Origin of the sequence: Reinekea marinisedimentorum (assembly GCF_004341165.1) — a bacterium.
Lineage (GTDB): Bacteria > Pseudomonadota > Gammaproteobacteria > Pseudomonadales > Natronospirillaceae > Reinekea > Reinekea marinisedimentorum.
This window is the reverse complement of the sequence record NZ_SLZR01000005.1, coordinates 121,491-136,171: the sequence shown is the minus strand read 5'-3', so window position 1 is coordinate 136,171 and position 14,681 is coordinate 121,491. Positions and strand designations below refer to the sequence as shown.

The following is a 14,681-nucleotide window of genomic DNA, read 5'->3' as shown; positions in this document are numbered from 1 at the left end:
CCTTAATCTGTAGTTACTCGGTTTACTTCTTCCAGGCTTGTCAATCCATTCGCGGCTTTTATTAAACCTGACATTCTCAGGCTATTAAAGCCTTGCTTTTCAAACTCTTGATTTAACTCTAACGCGTTGCCTTCTTCCATAATAATCTTGGAAATAGGTGGTGTAATGCGAACTACTTCATATATACCTACCCGACCTTTATAGCCTTTGTTGCAGGCATCACAGCCCACAGGTTTGAAAATGGTTGCTGTCTTCACCATTTCTTCAGTAAAGCCTTCTTTCAACAGAACATCTTCCGGTATCTCTGCTGGTGCTTTGCACTTGCTGCACAGGCGGCGGGCCAGGCGTTGAGCAATGATTAGGTTGATTGTAGTTGCGAGGTTGAAAGATGGAACGCCCATGTTCATCATGCGCGTCAAGGTTTCTGCGGCGCTGTTGGTGTGCAGGGTCGACATCACCATGTGCCCGGTTTGTGCGGCCTTAATGGCAATGGAGGCGGTTTCTAAATCCCGAATCTCACCCACCATGATAATGTCCGGGTCTTGCCGCAGGAACGAGCGTAGCGCAACGGCAAAGTCTAAACCTACCTTGTTATTTACGTTTACCTGATTAATGCCTTCCAGGTTGATTTCTACCGGGTCTTCAGCCGTGGAAATATTGGTGCCTTCCCGGTTAAGTATATTCAGGCCGGTATAAAGCGATACGGTTTTACCGGAGCCCGTAGGGCCTGTTACCAAGATCATACCCTGAGGTTTTTCGAGCGCCGTCATATACATGTCTTTCTGGTCTTCTTCGTAGCCCAGGGCATCGATGCCCATTTTCGCTGAAGAGGGGTCCAGAATTCGCATGACCACTTTTTCCCCAAATAGGGTCGGCAGGGTATTTACTCGGAAGTCGATAGCTTTAGTTTTGGATATTTTCAGCTTGATACGACCATCTTGTGGAATGCGCCGTTCAGATATATCCAGGTTAGACATTACCTTCAAGCGAGCTGCCATTTTAGGGCCAAGGCCGATCGGCGGCTTTGCGATGGTTTGCAGAACGCCATCTATACGGAACCGGACGCGATAGGTTTTTTCATAGGGCTCAAAGTGCAAGTCTGATGCGCCTTTCTTAATGGCGCTTAACAGCATTTGGTTGATGAACCTAACCACGGGGGCATCATCGCTACCGTCGCCAATATTTTCGTCATCTTCTTGTTTGCTGGTATCGACTACATCTAAGTCACCTATTGATTCCTCATCAAAATCGCCGAATGAGTCATCAACATCATCAGCTACACGATCAATGGCGGCTTTGAGCTTATTTTCTTCAACGAGTACTGCATCAACACTTAATCCGGTATGGAACTTTATTTCATCAATGGCTACCAGGTTGGTTGGGTCCGATACAGCAATAAATAGCCGGGTTCCACGCTTAACCAAGGGTATAGCATGGTGGGTGATGATCATATTGGTTGCGACTAAGTCTTTCGGGAATAGCTCGAAATCATAGGTATCGAGATCAAAAAACGGGGTGCCGAATTCATCCGCGGCAACAGACGCAATTTTGAAGGATTCTGCGAAATCATTCTCAACCAGGTAGGGGACAAGACCTTTCTTATCTTTGCTTGCCTCCTTGCTTGATGTTAGCGCCTGCTCTTCAGTAATTATCCCTTCGGAAACAAGCCTTCTTGCTAAGCCGCCTAAAGATGTTGTCATAAACCACCCTGTTGCTTTTAAATTAAGCTTTCAAATACCGATTGAGTATAGCTTAGTGCTGCTTGTAGGGGGAATACACCAGTTCACAGGATGGCGTTTTGCTCATGCTGGCCAGCAAGTGACGTTTTTTGTCACTATTCGCTCTTCAGTGGTAGTAGCAATAAGGCTGAATTAAGTGAACTAGCCGATTCTTTTGGGCTTTACTGAGAGTTTTCTATTGGCATGGTAAATGCTTTCACTTAGCATGAGGTTGTTTGCTGGGCGCAAACGCTCAACAAAGAATCAAAAATTAATTTATCTGGAGTTCTATTATGAAAAAGCAACAGGGCTTTACTCTTATTGAATTGATGATCGTTGTTGCGATTATCGGTATTTTGGCTGCGGTAGCGTTGCCTGCTTATCAGGATTACATTACTCGTGCGAAGATTTCAGAAGTTATGGGCTTGTCTGCAGCGGCAAAGACTTCTGTGTCTGAGTACTTTGTGTCGATGGGATCGATGCCAACCGGTGCCGCATCTGCTGGTGTGAATACTAATGCGGGTCAGTCTGATTATGTAAGTGCGATAGCCTTTAGTCGTACGGATGCTACAAATGCGTCAATTAGTTTTACAATTGATACTGGTGGTATTGGTAATGCTTCTGCTAGCGGTACGGTGATTATGGCTGGTACTGGTAGCTCCGCTACTGGTGTGAAGTGGGATTGTACGGGTTCTACAGTTGAAAGTAAGTATTTGCCGGCGAACTGTCGTTAAGTTGAGAGCTGAATTAGAAGCGTGAAATTAAGCGAATTAATAAAAAGCCGTATAGAAATATACGGCTTTTTTGTGTGTATAGTCATTGCGTATATCGTTCTGCGGCCCCTGCTAAATGCCCCTTTTATTTTAGACGATTATTCAAACTTGAACTCTATGAGCGGGATCTCTAGTTATGATGACCTGCTTGGTATGATGAAGTTCATTTTGACGAATGATAGTGGTCCGCTAGGTAGGCCAATATCTATGTTATCTTTTCTTGTTAGTGACTTTAGTTGGCCATCAGACCCTGTTACTCATAGGGCGCTAAACTTAGCGATTCATTTAATTAACTTTTGTTTGATTTCATTGATCTTGGGTAGGTTATTAATATTTAAGGGGATGTCGAGTAGCCGAGCCTTTCTTTTTGCATCATTTGTAGCGTTATATTGGGCTGTTATACCAGTTAATTCTGGCCCGGTTTTATCAGTCGTGCAAAGAATGACATCCATTTCTGCGATGTTCTCATATGTAGCTATGTTGGTTTTTACCTTGTGGCGCATATCACCTTATGCAAGCGTTAGAAAGACACTTTTTGTTTTCGTGTTTATTTTTCAATTGGGGCTATTGGCAGTGCTGTCTAAAGAAAGTGCATTGCTTTTACCTGGTTATATATTGCTTATAGAACTCTGGGTGTCTAGATGTTTCATCTTGGTTTCTAGGTTGTATAGATACTTGATCCGTGCAGTTGTTTTTGTTTTTGTTTTTGGTGTTCTTGTTATTAACTTGAGGGCGGTAGCGGACTCATCGGGTTGGTGGCTGCGTGATTTTACTGCCATTGATCGAGCTTTAGTGGAACTAATAATTATTATTCCTCAATATGCTTTAAAAGTATTTACTTTGAAAATATCGGGTACTGGTATGATGGTAGGGCATTCAAATTTAGATGAATGGTATGCCATTGGAAATATTGCCTGGTCGGTATTGTTTTGGATTGGAAGTGCGTTTTGTTTATTGAAAGGGTCAAATAGCGTTAGGATCTGTGTGCTTTGGTATTTTACTGGTCATTTATTGGAGTCATTGTTCGTTCCGCTTGAGTTATATTTTGAGCATCGGAACTACATTTCATCCCTTGGTCTAGTAGTTTTGTTAATTATGACTGCTGAGCGTTACTTATTCGATCACTCAAAAATAATAGCACTTCTCATATCTATTTTTGTATTTCTTATTGTAATGATTGGATTTTCCAATCAGCAATATGACGACCCACTTGAACTGGCTGCAGTTTATGCTGAAGAAAACCCTTTATCAAAAAGGGCGCAGAGTAACTTTGTTTGGCAGTTGATTAAACACGCTAGATTCGAACAAGCTTTAAATGAGGTTGAACGACTCCCGCCAATTGTTAGAGAAAGGCTTAAGTTTCTTCTCATGTGTAATTCAGAAGAAGGTGCCACGTTGCTTCCTGAGTTATTCGAAGGATCTGTTGATGCTGCATATATTAGTTTTATTAGAGATATTGTAGGGGCATACAGGAAATCGGCTTGTATGTTTGATAGTGCTGCGTTGCATGAGTATTTGTCGCCAGTTTTGGCGGCCAGTCAGGTGCGTGACCGTTACAAGGTCATAATTTTATTTGAAAAAGCGCAGCTGTATGCGGCCGATCACGACTTGAATGGTGCGCTTACTACTTTGGACTTGGCTATAGGTGTTGAAGCGAAAGATTATTTGTTGAGCCAAAAGGCTTATTGGGCATATTCTGCAGGCTTAACAGGGGTGGCAATAGACGCTGCAAAGAAATCTCTTTCAGTTTCAAGTCGGTGTCATTATATAAGGTATCCGTGTGATTCAAGTATGGTGCTATTTCTAGAGCATATTGCACACTAAATGCATAAATACTTAGTTTTGAGAGTGTCGAGCCTTAAGATGCAAGTTAAATTAATTGCTGATGTAAGCTAGGTTATTAGTTCGCGGCTCTTATTAGCATCCTTTAGTTAGTTGTATGTTGCTACCTTCCGCATATTATTGATAGATATTGAAAAAATATTACTAACAGAGAATTGTATAGGCACACGCAATGATAAGTTCGCAGAAAATAGCATGTTTTAGGCTAGATATAGATACTTTGCGCTGCATTGAAGAAGGGGTTCCGTATCTGATCGAAACTGCGGCTCGGTATGATGCTATTTTGACTTTTTTTTTAAATGCTGGCCAGTCCATGCGGTATCGAGACTTGTTGCCACTGGGTAAATCCTCAGTAATGTTGGGAGCTCCTAAAGTATCTGCTCAGAAAAAATTGGGGCATTATTATTTATTGCGTACTTTATTGGGAAATCCTGCATTAGCTAGCGCATACCCTGAGCAAATTCGCTCCATTATAGATTGTAATCACGAGTTAGGTCTTCATGGTGGTAAGAATCACGGTGCTTGGATGCGGAATGTTGATAAGTGGTCTGCTCATAAGTTAGAGGATGAAATTAACTGGGGTGTTCAGCGTATCCAAAGTCTTACTCAAACTACCCCGAAATTGTTTTGCTCGCCAGGATGGGTAGGGTGTGAAAAATTGCCTGAAACATTAAGTCAATTTGGTTTTACGGTGTTGGCGGACAAGCACGGCAGATATTGCACATTAGAGCAGGATGCGGGATTGATTCGCTTCCCGACTCATTTGGTCGGTGAGCCTGATGGTGTGGGTTACTTCGAGCACCTTTATGCACAAAGTCTTAGTGACGAAGAAATAATGAATAAATTTATTGAAGACCTGAAAAGTACTGGAGATTTTGTGGTTTTTTATGATCACCCTTGTTTTATTGGTGGCCTAAAACGATCTCTGGCACCACAGCTTTTTTCGGTTCTTTCGGATCTAGGCTATCGTGTTCTTTCTTTTAGTCAGGCATTAGACCAACTGAAAGTTTCTTCAGCATAAAGTATGTGAAAAGTCCTATTTAAAAAAGCCCTGTCAGTTGCAGCTGATATTTATTAGTGCAATCGACTAAAAGTTTGACTTGATAAAGCAGGTTATTGACGTGGCGTTAAATACGCTACGATAATAGTCTGCTTGGGTAAAGATAATTTTTCTCCTCTAGCTATAGGTTGATCTGGAAGGATCTTAAGTAATAGCCGTTATGCAACGATATCTTCATAAAATTGGCCTGGTATTAGGTTGCACCTTATTTGTAGTTATTTGTGGCTATAGTATAAACGAGCTGTCGGCACAGAATTTAACTATCTTCTGGCCTCCACTGCTTCTTTGTCTCTTAATTGTGCCGATAACCATGCAGCTGGCGATCCTGCGTTTTCGTTATTTGGGCCAAAGTGTGGGTCACAAAATGGCGTATAGTTTAGGTGCTGGAGTTGTCGTGTGGGGTGGAATTGCTAATATTCTGCCTTTGCCTGGCGGTTTTATGATTCGCTTGGGGTATCTTGGTCAAAAGGTTGGATTCAGGCGATCAACCCAGGCTAATTTGATGTCGGCTTGCATATGGTTTTTTGCTGCCAGTTTAGCTGCTGCTAGTTTTGCCTGGCAAATTCTTGATCCTAGGTTGAGTTGGGGTATAGGCGTATTTTGCCTTTGCTGTTTTATCGCTATATGGGTGTTTCGTTTGCGTTGCGATGCTCAATTTAGTGTTGTGGTTATAATTATTGTTCTACAACTATTGCAAACAATATTAAATGTTATGCGAACGGTGCTAATAGCGGCGTGCTTGGGTGTTAGTTTACCTGCTGCAGTAGCTGCTCTTATGGCTCTAACAGGGGCAACAGCAGTCGCTAGTGGAATCTTCCCTTCTGGTATCGGGGTTGCTGAGCTATTAGCTTCAGGGTTAACCAGTGTGTTAGGGTATAGTGCTGCCGTTGGTGCTGCACTGGCCGCGTTGAATCGATTGTTGGATTGGCTGGGTTTTGTCTTGTTTATTCCCTTGGCAGGTAAGCCCGATACAAAGGCAGTGTCTCATGAATGATGGTTTTATTCCTGAATTAACCTTTGCCAATGGGGCTTCAATAAGTCAATCTATAATTGATCAGCTAACAGTTTATCATAGTGATCAGTGGCTGAGTTTATTGGCGGAGTTTTATGGTTACCAACCTTCTGTTCACTCGGTTACAAAAGACGGAAAAGTTGTAGCTCTGGGAAGTTTGGTTTCAATATCTAACCTAACAGGTAAGAAACTGTGCTCACCACCGGCATCAATGTACGGACATTTGCTAGCTGATAGTATTGATGATCTGAACAGTTTGCTTGAACAGATTGCTTCAGCTAGTGTCGATGGTCAAACACTTAAAACATTGTTGTTGGACACGCCTCCTTACATGCAAAGTACACCGTACTTGTATATGGAGAACGAAGAACATGACTATATCATTAAGCTGGATGATGAAGACTTAGCGTGGAAGCGAATGCATTCGTCTGCCCGTCGTGCGGTACGTAAGAGCCGAAAGGAGTGTGTTGAGGTTCTTCAGGGTGGCAAGGAGTGGCTGGATGATTTCTTCGCACTCTACGTTATAACACGTCGCCGATTAAAATTACCCGTTGCACCTAAGCGCTGGCTTGCAAAGTTACTAGATTCTGGTTTAGCCCGGCTGCTGATTGCCCGTCACCATGAGGAAACCGTCGCGGGTATTTTGTACCTCAGCGATCATCGATATATACATTATGCATTGCCTGCCTATAATGATGCAGGCTCTATGGTGCGTGCTATGGATGCTTGTTTGTGGCAGTTAGTTCTGACGGGGCTGGAACAGGGCTGCCGTTGGCTTTGTCTTGGGGGAACTCCTCTCGATAATGATGGGTTAGTTCAATTTAAAAAGAAATGGGGGGGGCAGGTGCGATCGATTTACAGTTACTCTAGCTCTCCTTCTTCCTGGTTGTCGGAGCAGAAGCCACGATCGGGGCATAGGAAGTTCAAACATGGTGGTCAGTTAATTAGTCATTTACCTACCCCATTACTAGAGTGTCTTGGATACACCTATCTTCGGTATATTGTATAGCTATGAGCAAAGAGGTGGCTGTTTAATTATGAGGCAACCGGATTTTATGATCGTTGGTGCTCCGCGTAGCGGTAGTACTTATTTGATGGAAAATTTGCTCACACACCCTCAAGTATTTATCCCTACTCCAAAAGGAGGGCATTCGACAGGTGATTTGCATTTTTTCGATGTTGGGCGTAAAGAGGGGCGGGGCAATTATGCCAAGGGATTGGATTGGTATTTATCGCTATATAGCTCTGTTGAAGAAAATCAAATTGCAGGTGAAAAAACGGCGGATTATTTGGCGGATGCTGAGGCATGCAAATTGATTCATGAGGCATTTGGGAGTATCAAGATTGTTGCCTTGTTACGAGACCCGGTCACTCGTGCTTATTCTCATTTTTGGCATGAACGTCATAATCTGGGCAAATACAATACGTTTCCAGCTCTACTTTCATATGGTAAAGACGTTGGTGACGCAAAGATCTTGAGTTCAGGGCTTTACCATGACTCCCTGCAACGCTATCAATCAATATTTGGTGTTCAAAATGTGCATATTATAATCTTTGAGGATCTACACCAGGACCCAGCTAAAGAGCTTCAGAGGTTGTGTCAGTTTCTCGAGATTGATGGCAGGTATAGCTTTCCTCTAAAGAATGCACAGATTAATAAGGGAACTACATCAAAGAAAATTGAGCTCCTACGGCATATTGCTACAAGTCTTCAAGAGTACAGTCCGCACATATACGATTGGTGTAGAAATTCTTTCTTGGCCGATGAAGTTCGTAATTACTTTGGTAAACAGCGTGGAACACGTCAGTATGCCGGTGAAAGCAAAGACGCGAGTAAAAAAGTTAGTATTCCTTCGCTTAAGGATAATGAGATTTCTACATTAAGAGATTTCTATAGGGAGGATGTGATCAAACTAGGGAGTTTGTTGGGGCGTAATATGCAAACTTGCTGGTGGCATGACTCGAAATAGTAGTGTTTCAAACTAAAAAATCATAGCCGTTTATAGCTCTAATATTTATGTTCTCTTGCGGTTATTCCATGAATGAGTGGTTTAGCTAAGGTTAGGTGGCTCTTATTGTTTGGGGTGTATTAAAAAGCATCGATCACTTTCTTGAGGTTTTCGACGATTACTTTACTTGGGTATACGTTTTCTAGATTTTTAATGTACCAATTGTATTTTGAGTATTTATGCGCGAATTGCATGATTGTATCTGGATTATAATTGGATAGCTCCATGTTGTTTGAATTGATACCTTCGGTACGTTCAGTGTGTGACCTCATTAGTAGGCACGGTAAGCCCATATAAAAAGCTTCTTCTTGATTGCTACCGCCATCAGTTATTAAAAAGTTTGAGTCGTATAGTAGATGTGTGAATTTTACATAGTTCATTCTTTCAGTAAGTTCAACTCTAGGGTTTTTCTCAAGTCGTTCAAATAACGTTCTTTTTTTAAGTTCTTTTACGGTAACTGGGTGTAGAACAAACTTTACAGGTACTAATTCGCTAACCTTTTCAATGTGGTCGATAATGAACAATAGCCTGTCGCCATTTTTCAGGTTTTCAAATCTGTGTAACGAGGCTACGGCGTATTCGCTTTTATTGGTATTTCTGGTTTTTTCAGGTTTGTCTGCAAGCGCGTACCGAAGAGAATCTATTATCGTATTTAGCTTAGTATTTATAACTGATGTGGAATTGCTTTTAATATTGTTGGCTGCCCATTCCCCAGGAGCAAAATGCATGGTTGTAAGCTTGGATGTCAATACTCGCACAATTTCTTCTGGAAAGGGGTTGAAAATATTGAAGGATCGGAGTCCTGCTTCAATGTGAGCAAATTGTGCCCCAATTTTTTTTGCGTAGATTGCAGCAAGTAAAGTTGATAGAGTGTCTCCGTGGGATACTACAATTTTATTTGGACTCTTTTTCTCTTTGGCAATTTTCCACATGGAGCTTAAAAACCATTTCATAACTGAGTTTGTGGTGTCTCGTTCAGAAATGGTCGTGAATAATTCTGGTTTTGTGGATATCTGGAAGGAGCTGATTAGGTCGTTTATGGTATTTTCGTGCTGGCCGGTTAAGGTGAATTTGTAAGGAATACTTTGCTGTTCTAGCTCCCTCATAATGGGTGCCATTTTTACCAGCTGTGCTTTTGTGCCAATAACGATTTCTAGTTTATGCATCTTAAAGTTTCGCAAAAATCAAAGTTGAGATTTGTTCAGATATCAAACCCATTAGAAATACCATTACGGACGTAGAAAACAGCATTGCCGACATATTAGTAAACGTACCGCTGGTGGCAAAGGTAAATACATATCGAACCAACCCAAGCCCAAAAAACACCAGCGCAGTAGGCAAAAACACCCGCAAAGGTGAATAAAGCCCAATAATCTTAAAAATAATAGTCACAAACCGAAGCCCGTCCTTCATAGGCTTAATATGACTCTTACCTTCATTCTTTTTAACATCTACAAACTTAAACTTCACACCATAGCCCAGCTTAAAGAAGCTCATGCATAACGTCGTTGGGTATGAAAAATAGTTTGGCAGAAGGTTAACAAGACTAAGAGCTTTTTCGCGATCCACAATGCGGAAGCCGGAAGTCAAATCGTCAATCTGTTTTTCTACCAGAAAAGTTGCGAGCTTGTTGTAAAACTGGTTTGCCATATGGCGCCAAACGGTAGACTGGCTTTCCCGTTTACGAGCGCCTATCACCATATCGATGTTTTCATCAAGCTCTTCAATAAGCTTGGGTATTTCTGATGGTAAGTGCTGGCCATCGGCATCCATCATAATTAAGTAGTCACCCTTGGCATTACGGATGCCGGTTTTAATGGCTGCGCCATTCCCCCTGGAATATGGGTGCCTTAATACTGTTGCGCCTGCTTTTGTGGCTGCTTCTCCAGTGCCATCAGTCGAGCCATCATCAATCACGATGACTTCCGGGTTATCACCGAGCTCACGCAAGGTAAATAGCTCTTCCACTAGTTTGCCTATGCCTGCGGCTTCATTTTTAGCTGGGATGATGACACTGAACTTCACTTAGTTGTCTCCGGGGATGGGGCTTATTCAAGCCTGTAACTATAGAGTGTTTTTTTTACTTTGTATCTGGCTCAGTTCACCAACCGCAAACTCAAATCCAACGCCGTCACATGCTTAGTCAATTTCCCCACGCTCACAAAATCCGGATGATCGCTGATCACCTCGCCAATCTTATCCAAATCCATGTTGCCGGATGATTCCAATTTAATCTTATTGGCATTCAGCTTAACGGCTTCGGTGGTGCGTTGCCCGTCGAAGTTATCCAGCATGATCACATCAACCGGCAGGTTGAGTGCTTCCTGCAGTTGTTCGATGGTTTCAACTTCTACTTCAATGCGTTTATCTGGCGCGATTTCTTTGGCGCGTTTGACGGCGTTTTCGATGCCGCCGCAGCCGGCGATGTGGTTTTCTTTAATCAGGAACATGTCGTACAGGCCAAGGCGGTGATTCTGGCAACCGCCAACGTGGGTGGCGTATTTCTGTGCCAGGCGCAGGCAGGGGATGGTTTTGCGGGTGTCCAGAATGATGATGTCCTTACCGTCTACAGCGGTGGCGTAGCGGTTGGCCAGTGTCGCGGTGCCGCTGAGGGTCTGTAAGAAGTTCAGGCCAGTGCGTTCTGCAGTCAGAATTGCCCGGGTGTTGCCTTTGATTTCTACCAGTGCGTCGTTCGGTAGGATTTTGTCGCCATCCTGTTTCAGCCAGTTTAATTCCAGTGTCGGGTCAATTTGACGGAAAACCTCTTCAAACCATTCGCGGCCGCACAGTATGCCTTCTTCGCGGGTGATGACTCTGGCTGTTGACTGTTCATCTTCCGGGATGAGTTGCGCGGTAATGTCGCCACTGCCCAGGTCTTCTTCTATAGCGAATCGCACGGTGCGTACCAGGTGGTCGCGAAGAGTTTTGGCATAAGGGAGATCGGCAATAAACATAATGGGTACGCTCGGCAAGTGTTTGATACTAAAGGCTTTATTCTGCAGGCAGATGCGTGCACTCGATTCGCGCTAGTTTAACGCGGCTGCAGCCGCCATGCCTAGGCCTGATGGCACTAATTTTACGGCTTTTGCTAAAAGCGCTTGGGTGATTAGCTCGCTGCAACAGGCTAATCCGTTTGCTTGCTGGCGACTACGATAAATATATTGGTCTGTTGCTTTAAATTTCGTCAATATCGTTGATACTTAGTTTTGTGCCTGCGGGTTCCAAAATAAAAAGGAGGTGTTATGGATTTTCTGGTCGTCGTCATTGCTTATGTCGTATCCGTAAGCGTCACTCATTATGATGAGCCGGTTTCGGCTGTTGCAATGCGTTGGCGGAAGTTCAGTTATCGCCCATCGATGAGCGCTAAACTGGGTGTGGCTATCTACGCATTAGTGCCCACTCTGTTATTGGGCTTTATCCTCTATTTGCTGTCCAGTGGCTTTGTGGAGTTCGTTTTGTCTCTGGCGCTACTGCTGCTGGCGTTTAAATCGGGTGACCAGCCGGAATCGCTGGCTGAGTATCAGCGCAAAGTTGAGCAGGGCGAAGATGCTGCAGCCTGGCAGATTGCTGTTGAGCAGCTTGGGCTGGAAGGGCAGATGTACGAACCGGGTGAAGAAGGCATTCAGGAAGGTGTTCAGGCCGGCCTGGGTTATCTGTTTCTGGAGCGGTTCTTTGTGCCAGTATTCTGGTTTATTGCCTTTGGCGCGCCCGGCATATTGCTGGTCTGGTTGGTTTCGGTACTTATGAAAGACGAGTCGGTCGATTCGTTTGCGCATCTGGTTCGCCATGCCCTCTATTGGTTCCCAGTGCGGCTTATGGCAATTACTATGGCGCTGATGGGTAGTTTTTCCCATTGCTTCCCACTCTGGCTGCAGCAGTTGAAAGACTTCGACCGGGATGACCGGGTTTTCCTGATTACCTGCATGAAGTCTGCCATTGGCCATGCCCATGAAGACACCTTGCTGGATGAAACCCTAACGCTGTTGAAGCGCAGTCAGCTGGCCTGGTTGGTTGGTTTGGCGTTGTGGCTGATTTTTAGCTTCTGATTGTTTGTGCCTAAATAATAATTATTCTTATTTCTTTGCTGATTCTTCTTTGGTGGTTCTTGAATAAATGAAATTCGCCGCCATCGTGGAGTCAGAGTTATTTTTGAGAGGTCGATATGAGTACAGTTCATCATTCATTAATTGTGTTGGGTTCTGGCCCGGCGGGCTACACGGCGGCCATCTATGCGGCGCGTGCAAACCTTAACCCTGTTGTTATTACCGGTATGGAAATGGGTGGTCAGCTGACGACAACGACCGAGGTTGAAAACTGGCCGGGTGGTCATGCCGAGCTTCAGGGCCCGGAATTGATGGAAAAAATGAAGGAGCACGCGGAGCGTTTCGATACTCAGGTGGTGTTTGATCATATCCATACGACCGATCTTTCCGAAAAGCCGTTCAAGCTGGTCGGTGACCAGGCAACCTATACTTGCGATGCGCTGATTATTGCAACCGGTGCCAGCGCTCAGTACCTGGGGTTGGAAAGCGAAGAGGCGTTCAAAGGTAAGGGCGTTTCTGCCTGTGCTACCTGTGATGGTTTCTTTTACCGTAACAAAGAGGTGGCCGTAGTCGGTGGCGGTAATACGGCTGTTGAAGAGGCGCTGTACCTGGCCAATATCGCCAGTAAGGTTCATGTTGTGCACCGCCGCGATACCTTCCGCTCTGAGAAAATTCTCGCTGACCGTCTCTATGCCAAGGTTGAAGAAGGCAAGATTGAGCTGCATCTCGACAGCACGCTGGATGAAGTTCTGGGTGATGAAATGGGTGTCACCGGTATTCGCCTGAAGAGCACCAAAGATGATTCAACCAAAGACCTGGCGTTAGAAGGTTGCTTTATTGCCATTGGTCACAAGCCGAATACGGCAATTTTCGATGGCCAGCTGGAGATGAGCGGCGGCTATATCAAGGTTCAGTCTGGCCTGGAAGGCAATGCCACCGCAACCAGTGTTGAAGGTGTTTTTGCGGCGGGTGATGTTATGGATCACCACTATCGTCAGGCGATTACCTCTGCCGGTACGGGCTGTATGGCGGCGCTGGATGCTGAGAAGTACCTGGATGCGCTGGTAAAATAACAGCACCGATCCTTACTAAAAAAGGCCGCAATTGCGGCCTTTTTTATGCACCTGCGTTTTGCTTATTTCGGCAGGTTAACATTAACTTCCAATACCGAGCAGTTGCCATCATCATTCAGGTCAACCTGCAGCTGGTCGTTATCAATCTCTACGTATTTGCGAATCACCGCGAGAATTTCATTCTGCATCGCGGGCAGGTACGAGGGTGCATTTCTGGCCCGGCGTTCGTGCGCCACAATAACCTGCAGCCGTTCTTTGGCAACATTGGCGGAGCGTTCTTCTTTGTTTCGGCTGAATAGTTCAAATATCGACATTCTACTTAGCCCCCAAATACTCTCTGCAGGAAGCCTTTCTTCTGGGCTTCAGTGAAACGGTGCGGGCGATCATCCCCCAGCAGGCGTGCGACTGTATCCTGATAGGCTTGGCCGGCATCGCTTTTTTCATCCAGAATGACCGGAGTGCCGTTGTTCGAGGCATTCAATACCGCCTGGCTTTCCGGGATGACCCCCAGCAGTTTAACCGCCAGAATATCTTCAATGTCTGCAATGCTCAGCATTTCGCCTTTGATGACACGGGCCGGGTCAAAGCGGGTGATCAACAGGTGTTCATCCACCGGTGGCATATTGTTTTCGGCACGGTAGCTCTTGCTCTGCAGAATGCCGAGAATACGGTCGCTGTCGCGCACCGACGAAACCTCTGGGTTGGTGACAACAATGGCTTTATCGGCAAAGTACAGTGCCATCTGTGCGCCATGCTCAATACCGGCAGGTGAATCACAGATAATGAATTCGAAATCCTGCTTGAGCTGGTTGAGTACCTGCTGAACGCCGTCTTTGGTTAAGGCGTCTTTATCGCGGGTTTGCGAGGCAGGCAGAATAAAGAGTTTGTCGCAGCGCTTGTCTTTGATCAGCGCCTGGTTCAGTGAAGCATCACCCTGAATAACATTGACAAAATCGAACACGACGCGGCGTTCACAGTTCATGATGATGTCGAGGTTGCGCAGGCCAATGTCGAAATCGATAACAACAGTTTTATGACCGGCTTGAGCAAGCCCCATGCTGACTGCGGCACTGGTGGTGGTTTTGCCAACGCCGCCTTTACCGGAAGTAACCACAATGATTGTAGCCAAAGGTATTTCCTTATTTTCGAGT

At 44.6% G+C, this 14,681-nt stretch carries 14 protein-coding genes; 8 read left to right on the top strand and 6 right to left on the bottom strand.

Going from position 1 to position 14,681, the window contains the following annotated elements; all coding sequences use genetic code 11:
* Nucleotides 1-2: 2 nt before the first annotated feature.
* Nucleotides 3-1,700 (bottom strand): type IV-A pilus assembly ATPase PilB, encoded by a 1,698-nt coding sequence (gene pilB, locus BCF53_RS07805; RefSeq protein ID WP_132701139.1) that lies wholly within the window; start codon nucleotides 1,698-1,700, stop codon nucleotides 3-5.
* 311 nt (nucleotides 1,701-2,011) lie between these two features.
* Here pilB and BCF53_RS19545 point away from each other — a divergent pair, with 311 nt between their 5' ends.
* From BCF53_RS19545 to BCF53_RS07775, 6 genes are all read left to right on the top strand, one after another.
* Nucleotides 2,012-2,452: a pilin gene (locus BCF53_RS19545; RefSeq protein ID WP_132701137.1), complete on the top strand. Its 441-nt coding sequence runs from the start codon at nucleotides 2,012-2,014 to the stop codon at nucleotides 2,450-2,452.
* A 21-nt stretch (nucleotides 2,453-2,473) separates the two neighbouring features.
* Nucleotides 2,474-4,315, top strand: a complete 1,842-nt coding sequence (locus tag BCF53_RS07795; protein ID WP_132701135.1) for a hypothetical protein — start codon at nucleotides 2,474-2,476, stop codon at nucleotides 4,313-4,315.
* Nucleotides 4,316-4,505: 190 nt separating this feature from the next.
* Nucleotides 4,506-5,354 carry a polysaccharide deacetylase family protein gene (locus BCF53_RS07790; protein WP_132701133.1) on the top strand — a complete coding sequence of 283 codons (849 nt, stop codon included), beginning with the start codon at nucleotides 4,506-4,508 and terminating at the stop codon, nucleotides 5,352-5,354.
* 199 nt (nucleotides 5,355-5,553) lie between these two features.
* Nucleotides 5,554-6,387: a hypothetical protein gene (locus tag BCF53_RS07785; RefSeq protein WP_132701131.1), complete on the top strand. Its 834-nt coding sequence runs from the start codon at nucleotides 5,554-5,556 to the stop codon at nucleotides 6,385-6,387.
* Nucleotides 6,380-7,414 carry a lipid II:glycine glycyltransferase FemX gene (locus tag BCF53_RS07780; RefSeq protein ID WP_132701130.1) on the top strand — a complete coding sequence of 345 codons (1,035 nt, stop codon included), beginning with the start codon at nucleotides 6,380-6,382 and terminating at the stop codon, nucleotides 7,412-7,414. Before BCF53_RS07785 ends, BCF53_RS07780 begins: the two co-directional genes overlap by 8 nt.
* 46 nt (nucleotides 7,415-7,460) lie before the next feature.
* Entirely contained in the window at nucleotides 7,461-8,375 is a 915-nt protein-coding gene (locus BCF53_RS07775; protein ID WP_165901847.1) for a sulfotransferase family protein, read from the top strand.
* A 119-nt stretch (nucleotides 8,376-8,494) separates the two neighbouring features.
* On the opposite strand, the gene wecB is transcribed toward BCF53_RS07775, so the two are convergent.
* From wecB to nadC, 3 genes are all read right to left on the bottom strand, one after another.
* On the bottom strand, nucleotides 8,495-9,580 hold the full coding sequence (gene wecB, locus BCF53_RS07770) for a non-hydrolyzing UDP-N-acetylglucosamine 2-epimerase (RefSeq protein WP_132701126.1): 1,086 nt from the start codon (nucleotides 9,578-9,580) through the stop codon (nucleotides 8,495-8,497).
* Nucleotide 9,581: 1 nt separating this feature from the next.
* Nucleotides 9,582-10,439, bottom strand: a complete 858-nt coding sequence (locus BCF53_RS07765; RefSeq protein WP_132701124.1) for a glycosyltransferase family 2 protein — start codon at nucleotides 10,437-10,439, stop codon at nucleotides 9,582-9,584.
* A 71-nt stretch (nucleotides 10,440-10,510) separates the two neighbouring features.
* Nucleotides 10,511-11,368 (bottom strand): carboxylating nicotinate-nucleotide diphosphorylase, encoded by an 858-nt coding sequence (gene nadC, locus BCF53_RS07760; protein WP_132701123.1) that lies wholly within the window; start codon nucleotides 11,366-11,368, stop codon nucleotides 10,511-10,513.
* Between the two features lie 288 nt (nucleotides 11,369-11,656).
* On the opposite strand from nadC, the gene ampE reads away from it, so the two are divergent.
* Nucleotides 11,657-12,460: a regulatory signaling modulator protein AmpE gene (gene ampE, locus BCF53_RS07755; protein ID WP_132701121.1), complete on the top strand. Its 804-nt coding sequence runs from the start codon at nucleotides 11,657-11,659 to the stop codon at nucleotides 12,458-12,460.
* A 116-nt stretch (nucleotides 12,461-12,576) separates the two neighbouring features.
* Nucleotides 12,577-13,530 carry a thioredoxin-disulfide reductase gene (gene trxB, locus BCF53_RS07750; RefSeq protein WP_132701119.1) on the top strand — a complete coding sequence of 318 codons (954 nt, stop codon included), beginning with the start codon at nucleotides 12,577-12,579 and terminating at the stop codon, nucleotides 13,528-13,530.
* 62 nt (nucleotides 13,531-13,592) lie between these two features.
* On the opposite strand, the gene minE is transcribed toward trxB, so the two are convergent.
* Nucleotides 13,593-13,844, bottom strand: coding sequence for a cell division topological specificity factor MinE (minE, locus tag BCF53_RS07745; RefSeq protein WP_132701118.1), 252 nt, complete (start codon nucleotides 13,842-13,844; stop codon nucleotides 13,593-13,595).
* A 5-nt stretch (nucleotides 13,845-13,849) separates the two neighbouring features.
* A complete protein-coding gene (gene minD, locus BCF53_RS07740; protein WP_132701116.1) occupies nucleotides 13,850-14,659 on the bottom strand; it encodes a septum site-determining protein MinD in 810 nt (269 codons plus the stop codon).
* Nucleotides 14,660-14,681 lie beyond the last annotated feature (22 nt).

Coding starts and splice junctions, on each gene's coding strand:
- minE (WP_132701118.1), bottom strand. CDS start 13,844: ATGTCGATATTTGAACTATTCAGCCGAAACAAAGAAGAACGCTCCGCC.
- BCF53_RS07785 (WP_132701131.1), top strand. CDS start 5,554: ATGCAACGATATCTTCATAAAATTGGCCTGGTATTAGGTTGCACCTTA.
- BCF53_RS19545 (WP_132701137.1), top strand. CDS start 2,012: ATGAAAAAGCAACAGGGCTTTACTCTTATTGAATTGATGATCGTTGTT.
- wecB (WP_132701126.1), bottom strand. CDS start 9,580: ATGCATAAACTAGAAATCGTTATTGGCACAAAAGCACAGCTGGTAAAA.
- BCF53_RS07780 (WP_132701130.1), top strand. CDS start 6,380: ATGAATGATGGTTTTATTCCTGAATTAACCTTTGCCAATGGGGCTTCA.
- nadC (WP_132701123.1), bottom strand. CDS start 11,368: ATGTTTATTGCCGATCTCCCTTATGCCAAAACTCTTCGCGACCACCTG.
- BCF53_RS07790 (WP_132701133.1), top strand. CDS start 4,506: ATGATAAGTTCGCAGAAAATAGCATGTTTTAGGCTAGATATAGATACT.
- pilB (WP_132701139.1), bottom strand. CDS start 1,700: ATGACAACATCTTTAGGCGGCTTAGCAAGAAGGCTTGTTTCCGAAGGG.
- ampE (WP_132701121.1), top strand. CDS start 11,657: ATGGATTTTCTGGTCGTCGTCATTGCTTATGTCGTATCCGTAAGCGTC.
- trxB (WP_132701119.1), top strand. CDS start 12,577: ATGAGTACAGTTCATCATTCATTAATTGTGTTGGGTTCTGGCCCGGCG.
- BCF53_RS07775 (WP_165901847.1), top strand. CDS start 7,461: ATGATCGTTGGTGCTCCGCGTAGCGGTAGTACTTATTTGATGGAAAAT.